Origin of the sequence: Cupriavidus sp. DB3 (genome assembly GCF_020418465.1) — a bacterium.
Classification (GTDB): domain Bacteria; phylum Pseudomonadota; class Gammaproteobacteria; order Burkholderiales; family Burkholderiaceae; genus Cupriavidus; species Cupriavidus cauae.
In genome coordinates this window covers 548,592-574,041 of the sequence record NZ_JAIZPL010000003.1, presented here as the reverse complement: position 1 = coordinate 574,041, position 25,450 = coordinate 548,592, and the positions used below count along the sequence as shown (strand labels likewise).

Here is a 25,450-nt window from a genome sequence, read left to right as displayed (position 1 = left end):
TGAATGGTCGGACCGCCGGCATGCCGGCGGCGACTGCTGCCTGCTGCTGTCAGTTCTGTCAGTTCTGTCGGCACCAGTTTGCTGCAATGCAGCAAACTTGGCAAGACGGCACCGGGCGAACACCTCAGTGCGCTTCTTCCCAATTCGCACCGACCCCGGTTTCGGCGACCAGCGGCACCCGCAGCGCCGCCACGCCGCACATCAGTTCCGGCAGGCGCGTGCGCACCAGTTCCAGTTCGGCGGTCGGCACCTCCAGCACCAGTTCGTCGTGCACCTGCATGATCTGCCGCGTGCCGAGCGACTCGCGCTCGATCCAGTCCTGCACCGCGATCATCGACAGCTTGATCAGGTCGGCCGCGGTGCCCTGCATCGGCGCATTGATCGCGGCGCGCTCGGCGGCCTGGCGGCGCGGGCCGTTGCCGCCGTTGATGTCCGGCAGCCACAGCCGGCGGCCGAACACGGTCTCGACATAGCCCTGCTCCCGCGCGGTCTGGCGCGTCTCTTCCATGTAGCGCGCCACGCCGGGATAGCGCATGAAATAGCGGTCGATATAGTGCTTGGCCGCGTCGCGCTCGATGCCGAGGTTGCTGGCCAGGCCAAACGCGCTCATGCCGTAGATCAGGCCGAAGTTGATGACCTTGGCATAGCGGCGCTGCTCGCTGCTGACCGCATCCGCCGCCACGCCGAAGATCTCGGCCGCGGTCGCGCGGTGGATGTCGTCGCCGCGCGCAAAGGCGCCGAGCAGGTTCTCGTCGCCCGAGATATGGGCCATGATGCGCAGCTCGATCTGCGAATAGTCCGCCGACACGATCGCATGGCCCGGCGACGCGATGAAGGCCTCGCGAATGCGGCGGCCCTCCTCGGTCCGCACCGGGATGTTCTGCAGGTTCGGCTCGGTCGACGCCAGCCGGCCGGTCACCGCGGTGGCCTGGCCGTAGCTGGTATGCACGCGTCCGGTGGCGGGATTGACCATGCGCGGCAGCTTGTCCGTGTAGGTCGACTTCAGCTTGGACAGCGCGCGATAGTCGAGCAGCAGCCGCGGCAGCGGATAGTCCTCGGCCAGCTTCTGCAGCACCTCTTCGTCGGTCGACGGCGCGCCGCTGCTGGTCTTCTTGACGACCGGCAGCTGCATGCGCCCGAACAGGATCTCGCCGATCTGCTTGGGCGAGCCCAGGTTGAACGGCTGGCCGGCGGCCTCGTAGGCGCGCTGCTCCAGTTCCATCATGCGCTGACCCAATTCGGCGCTTTGCGCGGCCAGGCGCGGCGCATCGATCAGCACGCCGTTGCGCTCGATCTTCTGCAGCACCACCGACACCGGCATCTCGATGCGCTCGTAGACGTAGCGCAGGCCCTCGGCCGCCTCGAGCTGCGGATACATCTTGCGATGCAGGCGCAGCGTCACGTCGGCGTCCTCGGCCGCGTATTCGGTCGCGCGCGCCAGGTCGATCTGGTCGAAGCACAGCTGGTTGACGCCCTTGCCGCAGACCTCCTCGTAGGTCAGCGTCTTCAGGTTCAGCAGCCGTTCGGCGAGGCTGTCCATGCCGTGATTGCGGTGCGAGGCCAGCACGTAGCTCTGCAGCATGGTGTCATGGCGAATGCCGCGCAGCGCGATGCCGTGGTTGGCGAACACATGGACGTCGTATTTCAGATGCTGGCCGACCTTGTGCCGGTCCGGGTCCTCCAGCCACGCACGCAGCCGCGCCAGCACGAAGTCGCGCGGCAGCTGGCCGCGGCCTTCCATGCCGGCCACGTCGGGGCCCTGGTGCGCGACCGGGATATAGCAGGCGATGCCGGGCTCGACCGACAGCGAGATGCCGACCAGTTGCGCCTGCATCGGATCGATCGATGTGGTCTCGGTATCGATGCAGGTCAGCTCGGCGCGTTCGATGCGGCGCGCCCATTCCTCGAGCGCGGACTCTGTGACCACGGTCTCGTAGCGGATCTCGGCCGGCGGGGTCTCCGCCACGGGCTCATCGGTGGCGGCCGGACCGTCGAACAGGCTCGCCTGCGGACCGCGCGACGCCGCGGCGGCAGCGGCCTGCGCGCGCGCATCGGGCAGGCGTTCGCCGGTCAGCTCGCGCAGCCAGGTCTTGAAGCCGTAGCGCGAGAAGAACGCGACCAGCTTCTCCTTGTCCTCGCCCATGTCGCGCAGCGCGTGGAAGTCGGGGATCGGTCCGGACAGATCGCAATCGATCTTCACCGTCACCAGCTCGCGCGCGCGCGGCAGCCAGTCGAGCGTGTTGCGCAGGTTCTCGCCGACCACGCCCTTGATCTTGTCCGCGTTGGCCATGATGCCGTCGAGCGTGCCGTATTCGGTCAGCCATTTGACCGCGGTCTTCGGACCGACCTTGGGCACGCCCGGCACGTTGTCGACCGCATCGCCGATCAGCGACAGATAGTCGACGATGCGTTCCGGCGGCACGCCGAACTTGGCCACCACGCCCGGCGGATCGAGGACCTCGCCGCTCATCGTATTGACCAGCGTGACGCTGTCGTTCACCAGCTGCGCCAGGTCCTTGTCGCCGGTCGACACCACGGTGCGGATGCCCTCCGCGGTAGCCTGGCAGGCCAGCGAGCCGATCACGTCGTCGGCCTCGACGCCATCGACGACGACGATCGGCCAGCCCAGCGCGCGCACCGCCTCATGGATCGGCTCGATCTGCCGCGCGAGATCCTCGGGCATCGACGGGCGGTGTTCCTTGTATGCGGGGTACAGCGCATCGCGGAAGGTCTTGCCCTTGGCGTCAAACACGCAGGCGCTATACTCTGCCGGGTAATCGTTGCGCAGCTTGCGCAGCATGTTGATCATGCCGTAGATGGCCCCTGTGGGCAGGCCTTCGCCGTTGCGCAGATCCGGCAGCGCGTGATACGCGCGATATAGATAGCTCGACCCATCGACGAGCAGCAGTGTTTTAGGACTATCCGACATTCCCATGGACTCGAAATTGACTGGTGCCGCGGCAAGCGGTGAACCCACCGCCCCCGACCACGCCAACGGCGTGGCCGGCAGCCGCAGCAACCCCGTGACCGCGGCGGTCCGTGCCAACGAAGGCAAGATCACCACGGCTGCGGATATGGATGTGAACGTCACCGTCGGCCCCGCCGACGATGGCCCGGGCGATACCGCCTCGCCCGCCGAAGCGCCGGCGTCCGCCAAGGCGGCGCGGACCAACCCGCGCAAGATGATTCCCAGCCTGCGTGCGCTGGCCGACGAAGATCGCGCGACTGCAAAGAAGGCGCGCGCCTCGTGGCAAATGTTCACGATTATGGCAGAGTTCATCGAGGCGACCGAGTACCTGTCCGAGGTCCGGCCGGCCGTCTCGATCTACGGCAGCGCGCGCCTGCGCGAGGATTCGCCGTACTACCAGCAAACCATCGACATCGCGCGGCTGTTCTCCGACGCGGGCTTCGCCGTGATCTCCGGCGGCGGCCCCGGCATCATGGAAGCGGCCAACAAGGGCGCGCACGCAGGCAAGTCCGCGAGCGTCGGCCTCAATATCGAACTGCCGCACGAACAGCAGGGCAATCCGTACCAGGACATCGCCATGCGCTTCCGCCATTTCTTCACGCGCAAGGTGACCTTCGTCAAGAACTCGGACGCCTTCATCGTGATGCCGGGCGGCTTCGGCACGCTCGACGAACTGGCCGAGGTGCTGACGCTGGTGCAGACCGGCAAGTCGCGCGCGGTACCGGTGGTGATGGTGGGCAGCCGCTTCTGGAAGGGCCTGCTCGACTGGTTCCGCTTCACGCTGCTGCCGATGGGCCTGATCGCCGAGCACGACCTCGATCTGATGCAGATCGTCGACGAGCCGCACGAGGTGCTGGAGGCGGTCTACGACTACTACGAGCGCCGCGGCGGCGAAAACCCGATCCCGCCGAAGGAAGAGATGTTCTATCTGTGAGTGGCGTGGGCGGGCGGTGCCCGAGTGCCCGAACCGCCTCGCCACGGGCCCGCGGGCGGCAGGAATTGCTAGAATGCAAGCCTGATGCCCGAGTCGCGCCCGGCCCTGCCGCGCGCGGCGCCCATTCGGATGCGCCGGCACCCCGCGCGCATCGCACAGGAGCCCGAGATGACCTCCCTTTCCTTTCCGGCCGCCAGCGCGGACGAGCCGGAGCCCCTGCCGGGGGTTGCGCGACGCGGCCTGACGCTGGCCGCGACGGTACTCGCGCTGATCGCCGCGCCGGCCGCGCTGGCCCAGCAGTCCGCACAGCAGGCCGCCGACGACAACGGCGCGCTGTCCCAGCAGGAACTGAACGAGATCAACAACCAGCCCATCGCCCCGTCGGCGAAGACCCAGCTCAATCATCCGCGCGAGCCGAGCTTCCAGCTGAACGAGGCCGATGGCACGCAGGTGCGCGAATACCGCGACCGCCGCGGCCAGCAGGTCGATATCGAAGTGAAGTCCGGCGCGGGCACGCAATACCAGATGAGCCGTCCCGAGGACAGCTCGCCGCGCATCCGCGAACGGGAAGTCAATCGCGTGCCTTCGGTGCGCGTGCTGCAGTTCTGAGCCTGCCGCGGACGGGGCCGACCCGTCCGCGCGCGCCATCCGACGTTTCACCGCTCCCGGCCCGGGGGTTCGCTTCCGGGCCGCGCCGGACGCCGCTGTCCGCGGCGCCACGGCATGCCGCGGGCCTTGCCCGCCGGCGCCATCCGGCTTTACATCCGGTTCCAACCAGACAAGACAGTATGGCTGTATTCACCACGGTCTCGCACGACGAGATCGCGCAATGGCTGCTCGACTACGACCTCGGTACGCTGCGCGCGCTGCGCGGCATTCCCTCGGGCATCGAGAACAGCAATTTCTTCGTGACGATGGAGCGGGACGGCCAGACGCGCGACTACGTGCTGACCATCTTCGAGCGGCTGCGCTTCGACCAGTTGCCGTACTACCTGCATCTGATGGCGCATCTGGCCGAACGCGGCATCCGCGTGCCCGCGCCGATGCCGGGCAAGGACGGCGAGATCCTGCGCACGCTCAAGGGCAAGCCCGCCACCATCGTCACGCGGCTGCCGGGCAGCTCGCAGCTGGCACCGAACGCGCAGCAATGCGCCGAGGTCGGCGACATGCTGGCGCGCATGCACCTGGCCGGCCGCGGCTATCCGCGCCAGCAGCCGAACCTGCGCAGCCTGGCGTGGTGGCGCGAGACGGAAGGGCAGATCCTGCCCTTCCTCGACGACAGCCAGCGCGCGCTGCTGCAGGACGAGCTCGCGTTCCAGAGCGCGTTCTTTGGCGGCGCAGCCTATGCCGCACTGCCGGGCGGCCCCTGCCATTGCGACCTGTTCCGCGACAACGTGCTGTTCGAGGACGCCGGCAACGGCCAGTCGCGGCTGGGCGGCTTCTTCGATTTCTACTTCGCCGGCGACGACAAGTGGCTGTTCGATCTGGCCGTGACCGTCAACGACTGGTGCATCGACCTGGCCAGCGGCGAGCTGGACGCCCCGCGCGCGACCGCGCTGCTGCGGGCTTATCATGCGGTCAGACCCCTGGACGCGATCGAGGCCGCGCACTGGCAGCACATGCTGCGGGCCGGCGCGCTGCGCTTCTGGGTCTCGCGGCTGTGGGACTACCATCTGCCGCGCGAGGCCGACATGCTCGAGCCGCACGACCCGACTCACTTCGAACGCATCCTGCGCCGGCGCATCGCCGCCACCGCGCTCCCCTGGACCTGATGGGCGCCGCCGATGGCAGCCCCTGATCGCCGCACCTGATTCGGACCCGATTCGTCATGCAACTACTGGAAGTCCCCGCCAAGGAAGGCTACGTCTGGTTCCGCCAGGGTCTGTGGCTGTTCCGCAAGAACCCGCTGACCTTCCTGATGCTGCTGTTCATCTATCTGATCGCCGCGCAGATCGCCATCTTCATTCCGCTGATCGGCATCGTTGCGCTGCTGGTGGTGACGCCGGGCCTGTCGGTCGGCATCATGACCGCGTGCCGCGAGGTGATCCAGAACCGCAAGGTGATGCCCACCGTGCTGCTGGCGGGATATCGCAGCAACGGCAAGGTGGCCGCGCGCCATCTGCTGATCCTGGGCGCCATCTATGCGGGACTTGTGTTCCTGCTCAGCCTGATCGCCGGCACGCTGGTCGACATGCGCGCGCTGCTGCCGGTGCTGCTCAAGGAAGAGCCGCCGACCCCGGAGGCGATCCGCCAGCTGTATTACGCGCTGCTGGTAGGGGCGGCGCTGTACACGCCGATCGCGATGCTGTTCTGGTTCGCGCCGCTGCTGGCCGCCTGGCACAACGTGCCGCCGGTCAAGGCGCTGTTCTTCAGCTGGACCGCGTGCTGGCGCAACCGCGGGGCCTTCTTCACCTATGCGATGCTGTTCGTGCTGCTGCTGGTGGCGGTGCCCTTCTTCCTGGAGGCGATCTTCAGCGCCTTCGGCGCCGAAGGCGTGCTGTCCTTCCTGGTGACGCCGTATTCGCTGCTGATGCTGGCGATCCTGTACTGCTCGTTCTACGCGACCTATCGCGGCTGCTTCAACATCGCGCCGCCGAATGGGGACAGCGCGGCAGCCTGACACCACCCACCAGGCTCAATCGATCGCGTCCAGCTTCGCCACCGACAGCGCCAGCCACTTGGCGCCGTGGCGCTTGAACTCGATATTGGCGCGGGCATCCGCGCCCTCGCCTTCGAGCGCCTTGATCACGCCCTCGCCGAACTTGTTGTGGAAGACCTGCTGGCCGATGCGCCAGCCGGATTCGGCCTGCCGCTTGTGGTCGGCGTAGCCGTTGCCGGTGTCCATGCCGCCGGTCGCGCGGCTGCCGGTATAGGGCACGTCCTCGGCCCGCTTGTACCAGTCGCGGCCCCACGCGCTTTCCGATGACTGGCGCCGCTGCGCGCCGTAGTTCTGCGCCGGCGGGGTCAGCCACTTCAGCGCGCCCTCGGGCAGCTCGTCGAAGAAGCGGGAGCGGATGTGGTAGCGCACCTGGCCATGCAGCACGCGGCTCTGCGCGAACGACAGGTACAGCCGCTCGCGCGCCCGCGTGATCGCCACATACATCAGCCGGCGCTCTTCCTCGAGCCCGTCGGCGTCGAGCATGCTGTTCTCGTGCGGGAACAGCCCTTCCTCCAGCCCGCTGATGAACACCACATTGAATTCGAGGCCCTTGGCCGCGTGCACCGTCATCATCTGCACCGCGTCCTGCCCGGCCTGGGCCTGGTTGTCGCCGGCCTCCAGCGAGGCATGGGTCAGGAAGGCGACCAGCGGCGTCATCACCTCGGGCAACGCTTCCGGGTCCAGCACCTGCTGCGCCTGGTCGCCCTCGGCCAGGGCCGGCAGCGGCCGATCCAGGCTCTGCCGGCGGCTCACCGGAATCGCGTTGGCCGGCGCGTCGAGGCCGTAGCCCTCTTCCACCACGAAGGCCTGCGCCGCGGTCACCAGTTCGCGCAGGTTCTCGATGCGGTCCTGGCCTTCCTTCTCGGCCTGGTAATGCGTGATCAGCCCGCTGGTATTGATCACGTATTCGACCGTCTCCGGCAGCGTCATCTGCCGGGTCTCGAAGCGCATCTGGTCGATCAGCCGCACGAACGACGCCAGCTTGCCGCCGGCCGCGCCGGCGACATAGGCCACCGCCTCGGACAGCGCGCAGTTGTACTGCCGCGCGGCGTCCTGCAGCGACTCGATCGAACGCGCGCCGATGCCGCGCGTAGGGAAGTTGACCACGCGGGCGAAGGCGGCGTCGTTGCGCGGATTTTCCAGCAGCTGCAGATAGGCCAGCGCGTGCTTGACCTCGGCCCGCTCGAAGAAGCGCAGGCCGCCGTAGACGCGGTACGGAATGCCGGACGAGAACAGCGCGTGCTCGATCACGCGCGACTGCGCGTTGCTGCGATACAGGATCGCGATCTCCGCGCGGCTGGTGCCCTGGGCGATCTGGTCGCGGATCTCCTCGACGATCCACCCGGCCTCCTGCCCGTCGGTGCCGGCCTGGTAGACCCGCACCGGCTCGCCGTGGCCCGCGTCGGTGCGCAGGTTCTTGCCGAGCCGGCGCGCGTTGTGGGCGATCAGGTGATTGGCCGAGTCGAGGATATGGCCGTGCGAGCGATAGTTCTGCTCCAGCTTGATCAGATGGCGCACGCGGAATTCGTGCTCGAAATCGCGCATGTTGCCGACATTGGCGCCCCGGAACGCGTAGATGCTCTGGTCGTCGTCGCCGACCGCGAACACCGCCGCGGCATTGCCGGTGCCGAAGCCCGCCAGCAGCTTCAGCCACTGGTACTGCAGCACGTTGGTGTCCTGGAACTCGTCGACCAGCACATGGCGGAAGCGGTGCTGATAGTGCTGGCGGATCGCGTCGTTGTAGCGCAGCAGCTCGTAGCAGCGCAGCAGCAGCTCGGCGAAATCGACCACGCCCTCGCGCTGGCACTGCTCGTCGTAGGCGGCATACAGGTCGACGAAGCGGCGGTTGAAGTCGTCGTTGGCCTCGACGTCGGCCGCGCGCAGGCCCTGCTCCTTCGCGCTGTTGATGAAGTACTGCAGGTTCTTCGCCGGATATTTCTCGTCGTCGACGTTCAGCGACTTCAGCAGGCGCTTGAGCGCCGACAGCTGGTCCTGGCTGTCGAGGATCGAGAAGGTCTGCGGCAGCCCGGCATCGCGGAAATGCGCGCGCAGCATGCGGTTGCACAGGCCGTGGAAGGTGCCGATCCACATGCCGCGGGTATTGATCGGCAGCATCGACGACAGCCGCGTCTGCATCTCCTTGGCGGCCTTGTTGGTGAAGGTCACCGCCAGGATGCCGGCCGGCGACACGCGGCCGTTCTGGATCAGCCACGCGATGCGCGTGGTCAGCACCCGCGTCTTGCCGCTGCCCGCGCCCGCCAGGATCAGCGCCGGTTCGTCCGGCAGCGTGACGGCGGCAAGTTGTTCGGCGTTCAGATTGGCAAGCAGGTCGGACATCGGGAGGGGCCTTGAGGAATCGGGCCATTATAACGGCGCGCCTTTCCACGGCCTCGCCGGCCGGCTCAGCCGGGGGCCTGCCTCAGCCTCCCTCAGCCTCCCTCAGCCTCCCTCAGCCTCCCTCAGCCTCCCTCAGCCTCCCTCAGCCTCAGCCTCACCTCGGCCTCCGCCTCACCTCGGCCTCGTCCGGCCTCCCGCGCTACGGCAGCGCCGCGTCGTCCAGCCGCTGCGGCTCGAAGCACGGCGCCAGGCAGGCCTTCAGCAGGCGCCGGGCCTCGGCGTGGATGCGCTCGCGCACCGCCTCGTGCTCGCCCTCGGCCAGGTCCATCAGCGCGGTCAGCACCTCGATCGCGCAGCGCGCGGTCAGGCGGGCATCGTCCTCGGCCACCTGCTGGTGCTGCATCAGCCAGCGCGCCAGCAGTTCGGCGACCTCGCGGCTGGTGGCATCGTGGATGCGGCGCAGCTCCGGCGACGACTGCATCGCCCGGCGCAGCGCGATGCTGCCCGGCTGGCGGCTGCGCGCGGTGCGGACCTGGTCGAACACCGCGTCGACCACCGCGCGCCAGTCCTCCACCGCCCCGGCCGAGGGCAGCACCGCCAGCGAATCGGCCGCGCGCTGGCGCATCTGGTGCTCGAACAGCGCATTGATGACCGACAGCTTGTTGGGAAAGTACTTGTACAGCGTGGCGATATTGATCCCCGCGCGGCTGGCGATCAGGTTGGTGGTGATCCGCTCGACCCCGACCTCGTCGAGCAGCAACGCGGTGGTATCGAGGATCCGTTCGAAGGTGACCCGGCCGCGCGCCCGCACCGGGGCCCGGCGCAGGCGCAGCAGCAGCGGCGCCAGGCTGTGGCCTGGGGCGCCGCCCTGATTGTGTTCGTTCTCGTTCTGGTTCATGTCCATGACCCGGCCGTCGGCCGACTGCACGCCGGGGGCCCGCCCGCGCCCCGGCAACCCGCCCGGACCGCCATGCGGCGTCCCCTGCCCGAGCCCCCAACGCAGACGATAGGCCCGGCGGCCTGCCGCGACCGTGCTCTAGCGAACGCATCGGCGTCCACGGAGCGGCGATACTGCGGTTTGTCCTGCGGTGGATGTGGAGGCGGCGCGCGGCGGGCAGGCGCGCCCCGCAAGGGCATTTTGGGCGTCACCGAGCGGGCTCCCCTATAATTTAGGGCTTGTCTCCCTTTGGCCGCGCCCTGCAGGCGCGCACCAGACCGCGAGAGCCGCACCGGCTCGCCGGCCTTCACGCATCGATCGACATCCCAAGCATGACCGCCCAAGACCAGTCCCTAGCCAAGAGCTTCGAACCCGCCGCCATCGAGGCCAAATGGGGCCCCGAGTGGGAAAAACGGGGCATCGCCAGGCCCACCCTCGACCCGGACCGGCCCGATTTCGCCATCCAGCTGCCGCCGCCCAACGTCACTGGCACGCTGCACATGGGACACGCGTTCAACCAGACCATCATGGATGGCCTGGCACGGCACGCGCGCATGCGGGGCGCCAACACGCTGTGGGTGCCCGGGACCGACCACGCCGGCATCGCCACGCAGATCGTGGTCGAGCGCCAGCTCGATGCGCAGGGCGTCTCGCGCCACGACCTCGGCCGCGAGGCTTTCGTGCAGAAGGTCTGGGCCTGGAAGGAGGAATCGGGTTCGACCATCACGCGGCAGGTGCGGCGCATGGGCGCGTCGATCGACTGGAGCCGCGAATATTTCACGATGGACCCGAAGATGTCGCGCGTGGTCACCGAGGTGTTCGTGCGCCTGCACGAGCAGGGGCTGATCTACCGGGGCAAGCGGCTGGTCAACTGGGACCCGGTGCTGGGCACCGCCGTGTCCGATCTGGAAGTCGAGAGCGTCGAGGAGGAAGGCTCGCTCTGGCATATCCGCTATCCGCTGGTCGAGCCGGATACGCGCACCGGGCTGACCCATCTGACGGTGGCCACCACCCGCCCGGAAACGATGCTGGGCGACGTCGCGCTGATGGTCCATCCCGAGGACGAGCGCTACGCTCACCTGATCGGCAAGATGGCGAAGCTGCCGCTGACCGATCGCGAGATCCCGGTGATTGCCGACGACTACGTCGACCGCGAATTCGGCACCGGCGTGGTCAAGGTCACGCCGGGCCATGACTTCAACGACTATGCGGTGGGCCAGCGCCACAACCTGCCGCAGCTGTCGGTGCTGACCCTCGACGCGAAGATCGCCGATGGCGCGCCCGCGCAATACGTCGGCCTGGACCGCTTCGAGGCGCGCCGCCGCATCGTCGCCGACCTCGACGCGCAGGGCCTGCTGGTCGAGGTCAAGAAGCACAAGCTGATGACGCCGAAGAGCGAGCGCACCGGCAGCGTGATCGAGCCGATGCTGACCGACCAGTGGTTCGTCGCGATGAGCAAGCCGGCGCCGGAAGGCACCTTCTACCCCGGCCGCTCGATCGCCGAGGTCGCGCTCGACGCCGTGCAGAGCGGCGAGATCCGCCTGATCCCCGAGAACTGGGTCAGCACCTACAACCAGTGGCTGGCCAATATCCAGGACTGGTGCATCTCGCGCCAGCTGTGGTGGGGCCACCAGATCCCGGCCTGGTACGACGAGGCCGGCAACTGCTACGTCGCGCGCACCGAAGAGGAAGCGCGCGCGCAGGCGCAGGCCGCCGGCTTTGCCGGGCCGCTGCGCCGCGACGAGGACGTGCTCGACACCTGGTTCTCCTCGGCGCTGGTGCCGTTCTCCTCCCTGGGCTGGCCCGAGCAGACGCCCGAACTGCAGCACTTCCTGCCGTCGTCGGTGCTGGTTACCGGCTACGACATCATCTTCTTCTGGGTCGCGCGCATGGTCATGATGACCAAGCACTTCACCGGCCAGGTCCCGTTCAAGGACGTGTACGTGCACGGCCTGGTGCGCGACTTCGAAGGCAAGAAGATGAGCAAGTCCGAGGGCAACACGCTCGACCCGGTCGACCTGATCGACGGCATCGAGCTGCCCGAACTGCTGAAGAAGCGCACCACCGGCCTGCGCCGGCCCAAGGATGCGCCGAAGATCGAAGCGAAGACGAAGAAGGAATTCCCCAACGGCATTCCGGCCTTCGGCGCCGACGCGCTGCGCTTCACCTTCGCCTCGCTGGCCACGCTGGGCCGCAACATCAACTTCGACACCGGCCGCTGCGAGGGCTACCGCAACTTCTGCAACAAGCTGTGGAACGCGACCCGCTTCGTGCTGATGAACACCGAGGGGCACGACTGCGGCATGGGGCCGTGCAGCCAGGACTGCGGTCCGGACGGCTACCTCGACTTCTCGCAGGCCGACCGCTGGATCGTGTCGCTGCTGCAGCGGGTCGAGGCCGAGGTCGAGAAGGGCTTCGGCGAATACCGCTTCGACAATATCGCCAACGCGATCTACAAGTTCGTCTGGGACGAGTACTGCGACTGGTACCTGGAACTGGCCAAGGTGCAGATCCAGAACGGCACGCCGGCGCAGCAGCGCGCCACGCGCCGCACGCTGCTGCGCGTGCTCGAGACCGTGCTGCGGCTCGCGCATCCGATCATCCCGTTCATCACCGAAGAGCTGTGGCAGAAGGTCGGCCCGCTGGCCGGCCGCGGCAAGGGCGACGGCAGCGAATCGATCGCGCTGCAGCCCTACCCGCTCGCCGCCGCCGCGAAGATCGACGAAACGGCCGAGGCCTGGGTCGCGCAACTGAAGGCGATGGTCGATGCCTGCCGCAATCTGCGCGGCGAAATGAACATCTCGCCGGCGCAGCGGATCCCGCTGTACGCGCATGGCGACAACGCCTTCCTGCACGCGGCAAAGAACTATATCCAGGCGCTGGCGAAACTTTCCGAGGTTCGCGTCTTCGAAGACGAGCACACCCTGATGGCCGAAGGCGCCGGTGCGCCGGTCGCCATCGTCGGCGGCAGTCACCTGCTGCTGAAGATCGAGATCGACGTCGCCGCCGAACGCGTGCGCCTCGGCAAGGAGATCCAGCGCATCGGCGGCGAGATCGCCAAGGCCCGCGGCAAGCTGGCCAACGAGAGCTTCGTGGCCAAGGCGCCGGCCGCGGTGGTCGAACAGGAAAACCAGCGGCTGGCCGATTTCGAGCAGACGCTGGCCAAGCTGCAGGACCAGTTGCAACGGCTGCCGGCATGAGGTCGCCACCGGCCGCGTTCGCGTCGGTGGTGGCCTCGATGTCGGTGTCCGTGCCGGCAGCAGTGCCGGCAGCGCAGTCCAGGGCATGCGCCTTGCTTTAACGCAAGGCTGACGACATCAAAAACTGAGAAGGAGCCTCTTTTATGGAAACCCGCGTCACCAAGGCCGTATTCCCGGTAGCCGGGCTCGGCACCCGTTTCCTGCCCGCTACCAAGGCGAGCCCCAAGGAAATGCTGCCCGTGGTGGACAAGCCGCTGATCCAGTATGCGGTCGAAGAGGCGATGGCTGCCGGCATCACGGAGATGATCTTCGTGACGGGCCGCTCCAAGCGTGCGATCGAGGACCATTTCGACAAGGCCTACGAGCTCGAGGTCGAGCTGGAGGCGAAGAACAAGCAGGCGCTGCTCGAGGTGGTCCGCTCGATCAAGCCGTCGCATGTGGAATGCTTCTACGTGCGCCAGCCCGAGGCGCTCGGCCTGGGCCATGCGGTGCTGTGCGCCGAGAAGCTGGTCGGCGACGCGCCCTTCGCCGTGATGCTGGCGGACGACCTCCTCGACGGCCAGCCGCCGGTGATGAAGCAGATGGTCGACCTCTACAATCATTACAACTGCTCCATCCTGGGTGTGGAAGAAATTGCACCCGAGCAGAGTAAATCTTACGGCGTGGTCGACGGCCGCGAGTGGGACGAAGGCGTGATCAAGGTCGCCGGCATCGTCGAGAAGCCGGACCCGGAAGTGGCACCGTCGAACCTGGGCGTGGTCGGCCGCTATATCCTGACCCCGCGCATCTTCGAACATATCCGCAACCTGAAGCCGGGCGCCGGCGGCGAATTCCAGCTGACCGACGCGATCCAGTCGCTGCTCGGCCAGGAACAGGTGCTGGCCTACCGCTACCAGGGCGTGCGCTACGACTGCGGCAGCAAGCTCGGCTATCTGAAGGCGATGGTCGAGTTCGCGCTGAAGCATCCAGAGGTGCGCGACGAGTTCGGCAGCTATCTGCGCGAGCGGATCTGAGGCGTTCGGCCGGAAGATTGTCCGGACAAGGGCGCCTGCGATCGCGGGCGCCCTTGCCCTCTCGCAGCCCTAAAACAAAAAGCCGCCCGAGGGCGGCTTTGTCGTCTGCGGCCCGAACTGCGGGACCGCTCGGTTGCTGGCCTGCTCGCCCGCTTACCGGCGCTTCATGTAGAACACGAACACCTTGTCGACCTCCTGGTGCGACAGCAGCTCGTTGCCGGTCTGCTTGGCGAAGGCCTGGAAGTCGCGGGTCGCGCCCGGGTCGGTGGCCAGCACCTTCAGCACTTCTCCGCTCGCCATATCGGCCAGCGCCTTCTTGGTCCGCAAAATCGGCAGCGGGCAGTTCAGCCCGCGCGCGTCCACTTCCTTCTGGAACTCCATGGTCTCTTCCTTGTTTCCCTGGTATGGGCGATGTCGGCAAGCCTTCCCTGAGGCTTCATGGCCGGTATTGTAGCGTCGCGCCGGCGCCCTCCGCCCGCAAGGCCTGGCGCGGGTCGGGAATGTCCTCGCCGGTCTGGCGGTCGAAGAAGCGCACCGGATAGCCGCGCGCGGCCAGCCAGTCGGCCACCGCGAAGCCGGTGCCCGCATTCCAGATCCGCATCTTTTCCGGCGCCACCAGCTTGTAGTCGGCCAGCTCCTCCGACAGCGCGATGGTGCCGGTCGCGCGCACGTGGTAGGCGATGATCAGCTCGTTCTTGCGCATGAATTCGTAGACGCCGATCAGCGAAACCGATTGCGCATCGAGGTTGGTCTCTTCCTTCAGCTCGCGCGCCACGCCCGCCTCCGGCGTTTCGTCGCGCTCCAGAAAGCCGGTGACCAGCGCGTACATCGACGGCGGCCACGCGGCATTGCGCGCCAGCAGCAGCTTGCCCTCGTACTCGACCACCGCGGCCAGCACCGGCAGCGGGTTGTCCCACTGCACGAACTGGCAGCCGTCCTGCACGCAGGCCATGCGTTCGCGCCCGGACATCGGCAGCGCCATCAGCGGCGTGCCGCAGTGGGGACAGTAGCGATAGGAGGGCATGGCTCGATTTCCTGTTCGATGGCGCAAGGCGCCGGGGTCAGACAACGGTCCATATGGACACGCCGACAATCACGTGCCGGCAAGCGGGCGCCGGCATCCACACGCCGGCATCCACACGCCGGCATGCACACGCCGGCATCCACACGCCCGCAATCACGCGGCGCAGACCTCGCGCATGTCGGCCGCCAGCGCTTCGACCGTCTCGGGCCGCAGGTCCCACGAGCACATGAAGCGGCAGCCGCCGGCGCCGATGAAGGTATAGAAGCGCCAGCCGCGCCCGCGCAGCGCCTCGATCGCCGGCAGCGGCAGCTCGGCGAACACGGCGTTGGCCTGCGTCGGGAACATGATGCGCACGCCGGGAATGCCGGCGATACGATCGTGCAGCAGCTGCGCCATCGCATTGGCATGGCGGGCGTTGGCCAGCCACACGTCGTTCTCCAGCAGCCCCAGCCACGGCGCGGAGATGAAGCGCATCTTCGAGGCCAGCTGCCCGGCCTGCTTGACGCGATAGGCAAAGTCCTCGGCCAGCTTGCGGTCGAAGAACACCACCGCCTCCCCGACCGGCAGGCCGTTCTTGGTGCCGCCGAAACACAGCACGTCGACGCCCGCGCGCCAGGTGATCTCGGACGGATGCACGCCCAGCGACGCCACCGCGTTGGCAAAGCGCGCCCCGTCCATATGGACCCGCAGCTGCCGCCGCTTGGCGATGGCCGAGATCGCGCGCACTTCCTCGACCGTATAGACGGTGCCGACCTCGGTCGACTGCGTCAGCGACACGACCTTGGGCTTCGGATAGTGGATGTCGCTGCGGCGCGTGACCAGCGCCTCGACCGCATCCGGCGTCAGCTTGCCGTTGGCGCCCGGCGCGGTCAGCAGCTTTGAGCCGTTGGAGAAGAACTCCGGCCCGCCGCACTCGTCGGTCTCGATATGCGCCAGCTCGTGACAGATCACGGAGTGATACGACTGGCACAGCGCCGACAGCGCCAGCGAATTGGCCGCCGTGCCGTTGAATACGAAGAACACCTCGCAATCGGTCTGGAACAGGTCGCGGATGCGATCGCAGACCTTCTGCGTCCACGAATCGTCGCCATAGGCCTGCTCGTGCCCGCTGCCGTTGGCTTCGAGGAAGTACTTCAGCGATTCCGGGCAGAAGCCGGCGTAGTTGTCCGAGGCGAAATGCTGCATGACGGTTCCGTACAGGGGCGCGAGGCGCCGGTTCGTGGATGCCCGGAGAAGGAACGATGACCAGGAACGATGGCGAGGACGATGTCGACGGGCGTTACTTCTTGTCGGCCCACAGCTCGCCGCCGGTGGCCCAGTTCTCGCGCTTGACGTCGATGATGATGATGTCGACCGCGCCGGCCGAGCAGCCGAGGGTTTCGCAGGTGACACGGGTCACTTCCTCGACGAACTTGCGCTTCTGCTCAATGGTGCGGCCCTCGAACATCTCTACGTGGAAAGTCGGCATGGATGGCTCCTGTTGTTATGGATGAGTTATGGATGAATGGTGCAAGGACTGAAGCGGGCGCTGCCCTGCGTTGCGCTTGCTCGCGCTCAGTCGCGATACGAGGGATCGATTTTATCGAGTTTGCGCAGCAGCGACGGCCATTCCAGCGCGCCCTCGATGGCGCCGCCGTCGTCGAGCTGGGCCGAGGTCCGCGTCGCCACCTCGACCGAGGGCAGCACCACGCGCGTGGCGGTCAGCGCGCCGAGCTGGATTTCGCAGGCCTTGATCAGCGTGGCCATCAGCACATGGGCCTCGGCCACGGTACGGCCGACCGTCAGCGTGCCGTGGTTGCGCAGCAGCATGGCGGGATGACTGCCCAGCGAGGCGGTCAGCCGCGCGCCCTCGGCCGGCGTGAAGGCCAGGCCCTCGTAGTCGTGATAGGCGAGCCGGCCGTAAAAGCGCATCGCATGCTGCGACAGCGGCAGCAGCCCGTCGGCCTGGGCCGACACCGCGACGCCGGCGGTATTGTGCAGGTGCATCACGCAGACCGCGTCCGGACGCGCCGCGTGCACGGCCGCATGCAGCGCAAACCCGGTCACGTTGACCGGATGCGGGCTGTCGCCGACCACCTCGCCGCGGCCGTTGATCTTGACCAGGTCCGACGCGCGGATCTCGTCGAAGGCATGGCCGAACGGGTTGATCAGGAAGTGGTCCGGCTCCCCGGGCACCGTCGCCGAGATATGCGTGTAGATCAGGTCGTCCCAGCCGGCCAGCGCGCACAGCCGGTACGCCGCGGCGAGATCGACGCGCATGCGGCGCTCGGCTTCGGAAACGGTCGCCGAAGCGTTGGCGGAAGCGCCGGTGGCGCGGGCGGGTTGCAGGGCGAAGGACATCGATGGCTCCTTGCGCCGTCGGCGATGCCGGCCCGCGGGCCGGTTGCCGATGGCGGCGAAGGCGATACTGTAGCCGAAGCGCGCAGGGGCGTGGATTGGGCCGGCTCGCCGCGCCCAGCTGCTCGCCGGCCCAGCCCGCTCGGGTCAGCCCGCCCAACCCTGCCCGGCCTCCTCTACCCAACTCTGCCCCAGCTCTGCCCCAGCTCTGCCCAGCTCTGCCCAGCTCAGCCCGGCCCAGCTCAGCCCGGCCCAACTCTGCCCGGCCCAACTCTGCCCGGCCCAGCTCGGCCCGGCCCAGCTCGGCCCGGCTCAGGCATGCGGCGCCGCGGCGGACGGCAAGGGCGCGACCCGGCGCAGCCACAGGTAGATCAGCGCGCCGGCCAGTAGCGCCAGCGCGGCGCCGACCAGCGACGCGGCAAAGCCGCCGGTGCGGGCCACCAGCGCGGTGGCGAACGGCGGCCCGACAATCTGACCGAGCCCGTACGCGGCCGTCATCAGCCCGATCAGCCGCGGCGCCTGGCCGCCGGCCAGCCGGCGCGCCTCGTGCATGGCGAACAGCACCAGCGCGGTGAACGGCAGCCCCGCCAGCAGGCTGCTGAGCGCGAAACCGGCCAGCGTCGGCCACACCGCCGCGATCGCCACGCCCGCCGCCTGCATGCCATAGGCCAGCGCCAGCAGCACGCGGTTGTCGTGCCGCACGCCGATGCGCACGGCCGTCAGCGCGCCGAGCGCCACCGCGGCGCCGAACAGCGGCCAGAACAGGTCCGCCCACAACGAGCCCGGCATCGCCTGACGCGCGATCACCGGCAGGAAGGTCGCGGTGATGATGTAGCCGAAACCGGCCAGCCCGTAGGCCACGGTCAGCGCCCAGGCCTCGCCGGACCACGCCGCCATGCGCGGCGGCGCGGCCGCGGCGGAAGCCGTGGCCGAGTGGGGAGCCGAGTCGGGCTGGAAGATGCGCCATACCGCCGCCACCAGCACCAGCGCCAGCACGCCGAACGCGATCCAGCCCCAGGCCGCGCTCCAGTCCATGCCGACCATGCCGAAGGCCGAAACCCCGGGGGCGACGATGCCGATGCCCGGTCCGCAGAAGATCAGGCCCCCGAGCGCCGGCTTGCCGGCCTCGGCCAGCCGCTGCATGCACCAGGCCGCGGTATAGACCAGCACGAAGGCGCTGGCGACACCGGCGGCGGCGCGCCACAGCGACCAGGACAGCATGCCCAGCGGCAACGCCATCGCCAGCGTCAGCGCGACGGTGGCCGCCAGGCCCCAGCGCACCATGCGCGCGGCATCGGGCCGGATCAGCAGGCAGGCCAGCGCGCCGACGAAATAGCCGATGTAGTTCCAGGTCGCGATCCACCCGCCCTGATGCAGCGTCACGCTGCCGTCGTGCAGCATCATCGGCAGCAAGGGCGTGAAGGCGAAGCGGCCGATGCCCATGGCGACGGCCAGCGAGACCAGGCCGCCGAGCGCGACGGCCCAGGCGCCGGGACGGCGGGCTTCGCTGCCGGCGAGCGTGCCGTGGACCAGCTCGGGATTGCGGGAGGGCGAGACTGACACGATGCGGATTCTCCGTTCTGGCGCGTCGGCGATCCCGCTATCGTACCCGCGGCGGGCAAAGCGCGACGGCGGCGCGCCAAGACCACGGCACCGTCCCGGGCAAGCCGTGTCGTGTCGCCTACACTGGAATGAGCGCCGCAAGGCGTTTCAGCGCCTCGACGAACTGGTCGTCCCCGCGCACGCGGGGGACCCAGTGGCTGTCCAGGACGCCGCATTTCCGCTTTCGCGGGAACGACACGATGACCGTTGCAGCGCAATCGGCGGACGGCGCGCCACTGGGCGGCCACCGCGCAAGCAATGGTGCGAACGCTGGCGCGGCAGCCTTGGCCCCGCCGGCGCGAAGGACTTCACGAGCGCAGACCATGAACGCACAGGCAAGCTTCGCGCGGCGGCTCGCCGCCGTCATGCTGCTGATCGTCGGCATGACGCTGGCTCTGGCCCAGCCCGGCGGCCCGGCCGACCGCGCGCGTGCGCAGCCGGGAGGCGTTGCGCCGGTCTACCTGATTCCGCTCAAGGGCGCGGTCGGCCCGGCCAGCGCCAGCTTCGTGCGGCGCGGCTTCGAGCAGGCGCGCCAGGCCGGCGCCCAGCTGATCGTGCTGGAGATGGACACGCCCGGCGGGCTGGACCCATCGATGCGGCAGATCATCCAGGACATCCTCGCGAGCCCGGTGCCGGTGCTGAGCTACGTCTATCCGGGCGGGGCGCGCGCCGCCAGCGCCGGGACCTACATCCTCTACGCCAGCCATCTGGCCGCGATGGCGCCGGGCACCAATCTGGGCGCGGCCAGCCCGGTACGGCTCGGCATCGGCGGCCCGGAACGGCGGGAGCGAGCCGAGCGGGCCGAGCGGCCTGCGGATACCCGCCCGGCCTCGGAGAGCGCCGCCAGCGCGCCCGGCCGCGCCGCTCCGGACAGCAAGGACGACGGTCTCGACACCCTCGAGCGCAAGCAGCTGCACGATGCCGCCGCCTATATCCGCGGCCTCGCGCAGCTGCGCGGACGCAATGCCGAATGGGCCGAGCGCGCGGTGCGCGAGGCGGTCAGCCTGTCGGCCGACGAGGCCGCGGCGCAGCGCGTGGTCGACCTGATCGCGCCGGACTTGCCGGCGCTGCTGCGCGCGGTCGACGGGCGCGCCGTGGTCGCGGCCGGCGCGTCGCGCACGCTGCGCACCGCGCAGGCCGGCGTGATCGAGCTGGAGCCCGACTGGCGCTATCGGCTGCTCGCCGTGCTGACCGAACCGAGCGTCGCGCTGATCCTGATGATGATCGGCATCTACGGGCTGATCTTCGAATTCTCGACACCCGGCATGGTGCTGCCCGGCGTGGCCGGCGCGATCTGCCTGCTGCTGGCGCTGTTCGCGCTGCAGATGCTGCCGATCAATTACGCCGGCCTGGCGCTGATCGCGCTGGGCATCGGCTGCATGGTGGCCGAGGCCTTCCTGCCAAGCTTTGGCGCGCTGGGCCTGGGCGGCATCGTGGCGTTCGCGCTGGGCGCCGTGATGCTGATCGACACCGACATCCCGGGTTTCGGCGTGCCGTTGTGGATGATCGGCACGCTGTCGCTGGCGGCCGCGGCGCTGAGCTTCGGCGTGTCCGCGGCCGCCGTGCGCGCACGCCGCCAGCCCGCGGTGATCGCCGACACCCGCGTGGTCGGCAATGCCGGCCGCATCATCGATGACGGCTGGGCCGAGGTGCAGGGCGAACGCTGGCGCGTGCGCAGCGCGGCGCCGCTGCAGACCGGCCAGGCCGTGCGCGTGACGGGCCGCCAGGGCCTGGTGCTCGACGTCGAGCCGGCCGACAGCCTGTCCACGGACGAATCCCCCGCGCGGCCGCCGCCCTCCCCCACGTCCCCCACCTCTCCCACCTCCCCACAAGGAGACCGACCATGATCTTCAGCCTCAGCGCCGGCACCCTCGTCATCCTGCTGGCCCTGCTGATCTTCTCCGCCTTCCGCGTGCTGCGCGAGTACGAACGCGGCGTGGTGTTCATGCTGGGCCGGTTCTGGCGCGTCAAGGGACCGGGTCTGGTGCTGGTGATCCCGGTGATCCAGCAGATGGTGCGGGTCGACCTGCGCACCGTGGTGATGGACGTGCCGGCGCAGGACGTGATCTCGCGCGACAACGTCTCGGTCAAGGTCAACGCGGTGGTCTATTTCCGCGTGGTCGATCCGCAGAACGCGATCATCCAGGTGGCCAACTTCCTCGAGGCCACCAGCCAGCTGGCGCAGACCACGCTGCGCGCGGTGCTCGGCAAGCACGATCTCGACGAGATGCTGTCCGAGCGCGAGAAGCTGAACCTGGACATCCAGAAGGTGCTGGACGCGCAGACCGACGCCTGGGGCATCAAGGTGTCGAACGTCGAGATCAAGCATGTGGATCTGAACGAATCGATGGTGCGCGCGATTGCGCGGCAGGCCGAAGCGGAACGCGAGCGGCGCGCCAAGGTGATCCACGCCGAGGGCGAGCTGCAGGCGTCGGTGAAGCTGCTGGAAGCGGCGCAGATGCTGGCGCGGCAGCCGCAGGCGATGCAGCTGCGCTATCTGCAGACGCTGACGCAGGTGGCGGGCGATCGCAGCTCGACCATCGTGTTCCCGGTGCCGATCGAGATGATGGAGGTGTTGCGGCCGCATGTGCGCGGCGCCGCGGCGCAGGCCGCCGAGGCCGCCGCGGCCACCGGCGCGACGATGGGGACCGCCGCCAGTGCCGCGGACAGCAACGAGCCGCCGCATTGAGTGGGGCGCATTGCGTCGGGCGCTTTGAATTGGGTGCATTGAGTTGGGTGCATTGAGTTGGGTGCATTGAGCCGGTCGCAATGACTCGGGCGCAATGCGCCCAGCGCACCAGGCCCCGCACCACTACCGCGACACCGCCCCATCGCGCTGCGCCCAGCGCACGACATCCTCCCGCGAGGGGATCGCAATGAGGCCGCCGAGCGCGGCCGCCGCCGCGATGCGGCTCTCCTCGCTGCCGGACGACGACAGCGCCGGCACCAGCATGCCGATGCCCAGCGCCGGCTGCGAATCGGTGGCGTTGCCGATCAGCGTGGCGGCCGCCACGCCGGCCTCCCGCTGCGCCACGCTCTCGCGGCCCAGCAGCGCCGCCTCGGCGGCCTCGCGCAGGCGCCGCGGCGTGCCGGGGTCGCGGTAGAGCCGGTTCAGCGCCTGCACCGCCCGCTCACGCTCGCGCAGCCAATCGGTGATCTGCCGGATCACGTAGCGCGGCATCGGGCCGCAAGCGCTGCCGTCGGGCCCGGACAGCGACTGGCGCAGCCGCGCGATGCCGCCTTTGGTCCAGCCGTCCCACGGCCAGGCCAGCAGCCAGGGATGGGCCTCGCACAGCGCGGCCTGGCGCAGCTGTCCGCAGCCCGCGAGCTGGACCTCGGCAAGCGCGGGATTGTCGCGCGCCAGCGATCGCAGCACCGGCTCGGGCAACGCGGTGCAGTGACGTGCGTCGAGCCGGCTCAGCTGCCGGGCGCCATCGAGCCGCAATTCGCGCAACGCCGCGCAGCCGTCCAGCCGCAGCACGCGCAGCGCCGGCGCCTCCAGCCGCACCGTCCGCAGCGCGCCGTTGTCGCGCAGATCGAGCTCCTCCAGCGCGCGCAGAACGAGCAGCGGCGATTGCGGCGGGCCCGGCTGCGCGACCAGCGGCGCGGCGGCGCGCTCGGCCAGCGTCGGGTCGCCCGGCATCCAGTCGCCCGGCATCCGCATCGCTCGCAGGAGCAGCGTCCGCAGCCCGGGCGCATACGCTTCCACATGGCGCAGCGCCTGCGGCGACAGCCGCGAGCAGCCGCTCAGATCGAGCCGCCTGAGCGACGCGCCCGTGCCGCGCAACAGCGTTTCGAGCAGCGCGTCGGTCAGCGCCGCGGCGAAGGGACTCAGATCCAGGCAGACGAGCGCCGTGCCGGCCAGCGCCGCCAGCAGCCGGCGCTGGTCCTCGACGGCGATGGCGCGCGCGTCGGCATGCAGTGCCATGGCGATCGCATCGAGCACGGCGGTGCGCTGGCCCGCGGGCAGCGCGGCGAAGGTGCGCGCGGCGCCGTCGCGCCCGCCCAGCACGCCGAGCACGATGGCCGCGAGATCGCGCGCCGGCGATCCGGCGAGCCGCGACAACGCGCCGGCGGCCGACATGGTGCCGCCCGGCGCGATCTGCAGCGCATCGGCGGGCCGCCACGGCAGCGCCCGGGGGCGCGGATGGATCGCCGTGAGGCCGAAGCGGGCGGCAAGTGCGCTTGCCGGGGCGCCTGCCTGGCCCCCTGCTCGGGCGCCTCCGCCGCCGGCATAGCCCCCATCCGCGTCCGCGCCGGCAAGCCCCTCGTCGAGGCAGGCGAAGCGCGAGGCCGGTGCTCCTGGCTCGCTCGCGCGCACCGGATAGCGCGCGAACGCCGCCAGATACGGCACCGCCAGCTCCGGCGCGAGGCTGCGCAGCCAGGCGATAGCCGTTGGCGCGATGCGCATGCGCGCCGCCAAGGCCGCCATGCCGACGACGGTCTCGACGCGCTGCCGCAGCGCCGGCACCGCGTCGGCCGGGATCGCGCCCAGCAGGCCCGCATGCGGCGGCATGGCGTTCCCGTCCCCGCCTTCCGCGCCGGCAAACAAGGCGCCAAGATCCCGCTGCAAGCGGGCACCGTCCTCGAGCCAGCCGCGCAGCACCGCGTCCGGCTGCAGCCGCCCCACCTCCTCCAGCACGGCAAGGTCCAGCGGCTGCATGATCTGGTCCAGGCAAAACAGATGGCTGCGCACCGGCAACGCGTGCCGACCGGGCGCCGCCAGACCCATCGCGCCCATGGCGGCGCGCCCGTTGTCGATCCGCTTCAGCACCTGACGCGGACCGCGTTCGACCACGACATAGTCGTCGGCCTTGTCGTCGCCGGGCCCGCCGACCAGTTCCCGCAGCAGCGCCCGCGTAAACGAGGCGGCATCGATCGCGCGCAGCGCGGCCGGCTCCTCGCGCAGCAGTTGCGCCAGCGAGCGACCCCCGACCGCTTCGATGACCTGCACATTGAAGATGCGCGTGCCGCTGCACAGCTGCATCGGCACACTGGCCGGCATGCCTCGCCCGCCGGTCAGGCGGCGGTCCAGCGCATGCCATATCGCCTCGCTGCCCGGCGCTTCCGGATCGAACTTGACCCAACAGACCTGCTCGCGCCCTTCGGCCTCGAAGGTGACCGGCAACACGCGGTGCGAGCCCGGCTGACCGGCGGGCTTCGGCAGGACATTGCCCTGCTCGTCGAATAACTGCCGCGCGATCTCGGGCACCAGCGTACGTACGCCGATGGCATGGGACGTCGGAAGTCGCACCTGCACCGCATCCCAGGCGGCTCCCCATGCCGCCCTTGCGCTCGCGCTTGCCCCCGCCGCTGCCGCATTCCCCTCGTCGGCCAGCCAGCCATCGAGGCGCGCGCGAAACGCCGCCTGCCGTTCGGCCCATTGCGCGCGCCAGCCGTCGGGCCACGGCACCAGGCCCAGTGCGCGCAGCCGGCCTTCGTTGCCCGCCACCGCGCACAGCGCATCGCGCCAGACGCTCCAGCGCTGCATGGCCTCCTCAGGCGGCACGCCGGCCGTCGCCGCCTCGTAGTGGCGGCGCAGTTCGGCCGCCGGGGCGCGGCGCACCGCCAGCGTGGCGGCAAGGCTCCGCGTCGCCTCCAGCGACAACGTCCGGCCCGCCGCGCCGAGCACGAGCGGATGCAGCGCGGGATCGGCGTCGTCGAGCCGGCGCAGCGCGCGCACGGCCTCGCCGACCGGCCAGGGCGGGCGTTGACCGATGCCCGCGAACGCCGATAGCGCCGCCCGCAGCGGCAGCACCACGCGGTCGTGGACGGCCTGCAGCATGCGGCGATCCGACGGGCTCCATGCCGCATCGGCCCGTTCCGCGCGCCGGTTCGCCTGGAGCTGCAGCCGATAGCGCAGCATCTGTACCGCTGCCATGGCCCAGCGCCAGTCGGCCAGGAACGGCGCCCAGAAACGCTTTAGCGCATCGAGCCGCGCCAGCGCCGCGCGCGGCGGCGTGTCGGGGTGGCCGGACAGCAGCGACAGCGACGTCAGCGTATGCACCAACGGGCCGCGATAGCCGTGCTTCAGATCGAGGCCGCCGCCGGGCGGATGCGCCAGCGCGTCGCCGAGCCGCACCATGTCTGCCTGCAGCTGGCGCAGCGCCAGATCCTCGCGCGCGCACAGGCGGCCCGGGTCGTCCGCGCGCAGCGGCACGTCGAGCACGGCCGCCATCGCCGCCGACAGCCGCCGCATCAGCGTGGGCTCGCCATGCGCGAGGCATGGCGTCAGCAACGAGAAATGCAGCCCCTGGTCCGAATCGGGATGGGTGTTGGCGTTGGCCGTGCAGCGCTGGCGCAGCATGTCGGCAAGCTGCTCCGGCGTGCCCGTCCAGGCCAGCGCCGACGCCGCCACCCGCACGCCGGCGTCGACCTCGAATCCGCCCGGCGCCGGCAGCGGATGATCGCCGCCCGCCGCCGTTTCGCCGAGGCTGCA

At 69.5% G+C, this 25,450-nt stretch carries 16 protein-coding genes and 1 pseudogene; 8 read left to right on the top strand and 9 right to left on the bottom strand.

Going from position 1 to position 25,450, the window contains the following annotated elements:
• Window positions 1-124: 124 nt before the first annotated feature.
• Complete coding sequence (gene polA / locus K7G19_RS12145) at window positions 125-2,929, bottom strand: DNA polymerase I (RefSeq protein ID WP_150084919.1); 2,805 nt, start codon at window positions 2,927-2,929, stop codon at window positions 125-127.
• A 4-nt stretch (window positions 2,930-2,933) separates the two neighbouring features.
• On the opposite strand from polA, the gene K7G19_RS12140 reads away from it, so the two are divergent.
• The 4 genes from K7G19_RS12140 to K7G19_RS12125 all read left to right on the top strand — a co-directional run bounded on the left by K7G19_RS12140 (window position 2,934) and on the right by K7G19_RS12125 (window position 6,522).
• Entirely contained in the window at window positions 2,934-3,902 is a 969-nt protein-coding gene (locus K7G19_RS12140; protein WP_149316934.1) for a TIGR00730 family Rossman fold protein, read from the top strand.
• Between the two features lie 168 nt (window positions 3,903-4,070).
• Entirely contained in the window at window positions 4,071-4,511 is a 441-nt protein-coding gene (locus K7G19_RS12135; RefSeq protein ID WP_370639530.1) for a hypothetical protein, read from the top strand.
• A gap of 179 nt (window positions 4,512-4,690) precedes the next feature.
• Window positions 4,691-5,674, top strand: a complete 984-nt coding sequence (locus tag K7G19_RS12130; protein WP_226107436.1) for a homoserine kinase — start codon at window positions 4,691-4,693, stop codon at window positions 5,672-5,674.
• Between the two features lie 56 nt (window positions 5,675-5,730).
• Complete coding sequence (locus tag K7G19_RS12125; protein ID WP_150084921.1) at window positions 5,731-6,522, top strand: BPSS1780 family membrane protein; 792 nt, start codon at window positions 5,731-5,733, stop codon at window positions 6,520-6,522.
• Window positions 6,523-6,537: 15 nt separating this feature from the next.
• Here K7G19_RS12125 and K7G19_RS12120 read toward each other — a convergent pair whose 3' ends face one another.
• Complete coding sequence (locus K7G19_RS12120) at window positions 6,538-8,898, bottom strand: UvrD-helicase domain-containing protein (RefSeq protein WP_226107434.1); 2,361 nt, start codon at window positions 8,896-8,898, stop codon at window positions 6,538-6,540.
• A gap of 199 nt (window positions 8,899-9,097) precedes the next feature.
• Entirely contained in the window at window positions 9,098-9,796 is a 699-nt protein-coding gene (locus tag K7G19_RS12115) for a TetR/AcrR family transcriptional regulator (protein WP_226107432.1), read from the bottom strand.
• A 371-nt stretch (window positions 9,797-10,167) separates the two neighbouring features.
• Between K7G19_RS12115 and K7G19_RS12110 the strand changes: the two genes are divergently transcribed.
• Both K7G19_RS12110 and galU read left to right on the top strand, forming a co-directional pair.
• Window positions 10,168-13,035 carry a valine--tRNA ligase gene (locus tag K7G19_RS12110; RefSeq protein ID WP_226107430.1) on the top strand — a complete coding sequence of 956 codons (2,868 nt, stop codon included), beginning with the start codon at window positions 10,168-10,170 and terminating at the stop codon, window positions 13,033-13,035.
• Between the two features lie 143 nt (window positions 13,036-13,178).
• A complete protein-coding gene (galU, locus tag K7G19_RS12105) occupies window positions 13,179-14,048 on the top strand; it encodes a UTP--glucose-1-phosphate uridylyltransferase GalU (RefSeq protein WP_149316927.1) in 870 nt (289 codons plus the stop codon).
• Between the two features lie 153 nt (window positions 14,049-14,201).
• Here the strand turns inward: galU and K7G19_RS12100 are convergent, their stop codons facing one another.
• From K7G19_RS12100 to K7G19_RS12075, 6 genes are all read right to left on the bottom strand, one after another.
• Window positions 14,202-14,429: a sulfurtransferase TusA family protein gene (locus K7G19_RS12100; protein ID WP_006578930.1), complete on the bottom strand. Its 228-nt coding sequence runs from the start codon at window positions 14,427-14,429 to the stop codon at window positions 14,202-14,204.
• 55 nt (window positions 14,430-14,484) lie between these two features.
• Complete coding sequence (locus K7G19_RS12095; protein WP_226107428.1) at window positions 14,485-15,072, bottom strand: NUDIX domain-containing protein; 588 nt, start codon at window positions 15,070-15,072, stop codon at window positions 14,485-14,487.
• Window positions 15,073-15,225: 153 nt separating this feature from the next.
• Window positions 15,226-16,257 (bottom strand): low specificity L-threonine aldolase, encoded by a 1,032-nt coding sequence (locus tag K7G19_RS12090; RefSeq protein ID WP_149316925.1) that lies wholly within the window; start codon window positions 16,255-16,257, stop codon window positions 15,226-15,228.
• Between the two features lie 94 nt (window positions 16,258-16,351).
• Window positions 16,352-16,540, bottom strand: coding sequence for a 4-oxalocrotonate tautomerase (locus tag K7G19_RS12085; protein ID WP_226107426.1), 189 nt, complete (start codon window positions 16,538-16,540; stop codon window positions 16,352-16,354).
• A gap of 86 nt (window positions 16,541-16,626) precedes the next feature.
• Window positions 16,627-17,412, bottom strand: a complete 786-nt coding sequence (locus tag K7G19_RS12080; protein WP_149316923.1) for a class II aldolase/adducin family protein — start codon at window positions 17,410-17,412, stop codon at window positions 16,627-16,629.
• A 309-nt stretch (window positions 17,413-17,721) separates the two neighbouring features.
• A complete protein-coding gene (locus tag K7G19_RS12075) occupies window positions 17,722-18,942 on the bottom strand; it encodes a YbfB/YjiJ family MFS transporter (protein WP_226107680.1) in 1,221 nt (406 codons plus the stop codon).
• Window positions 18,943-19,334: 392 nt separating this feature from the next.
• Between K7G19_RS12075 and K7G19_RS12070 the strand changes: the two genes are divergently transcribed.
• The gene (locus K7G19_RS12070; RefSeq protein WP_226107424.1) at window positions 19,335-20,858 is read left to right on the top strand and encodes a nodulation protein NfeD; all 1,524 of its coding nucleotides are present in this window, start codon (window positions 19,335-19,337) and stop codon (window positions 20,856-20,858) included.
• Window positions 20,855-21,589: pseudogene (locus K7G19_RS12065) on the top strand (slipin family protein); the annotation flags it as partial. The gene K7G19_RS12070 and the pseudogene K7G19_RS12065, both read left to right, overlap by 4 nt.
• Window positions 21,590-25,450 lie beyond the last annotated feature (3,861 nt).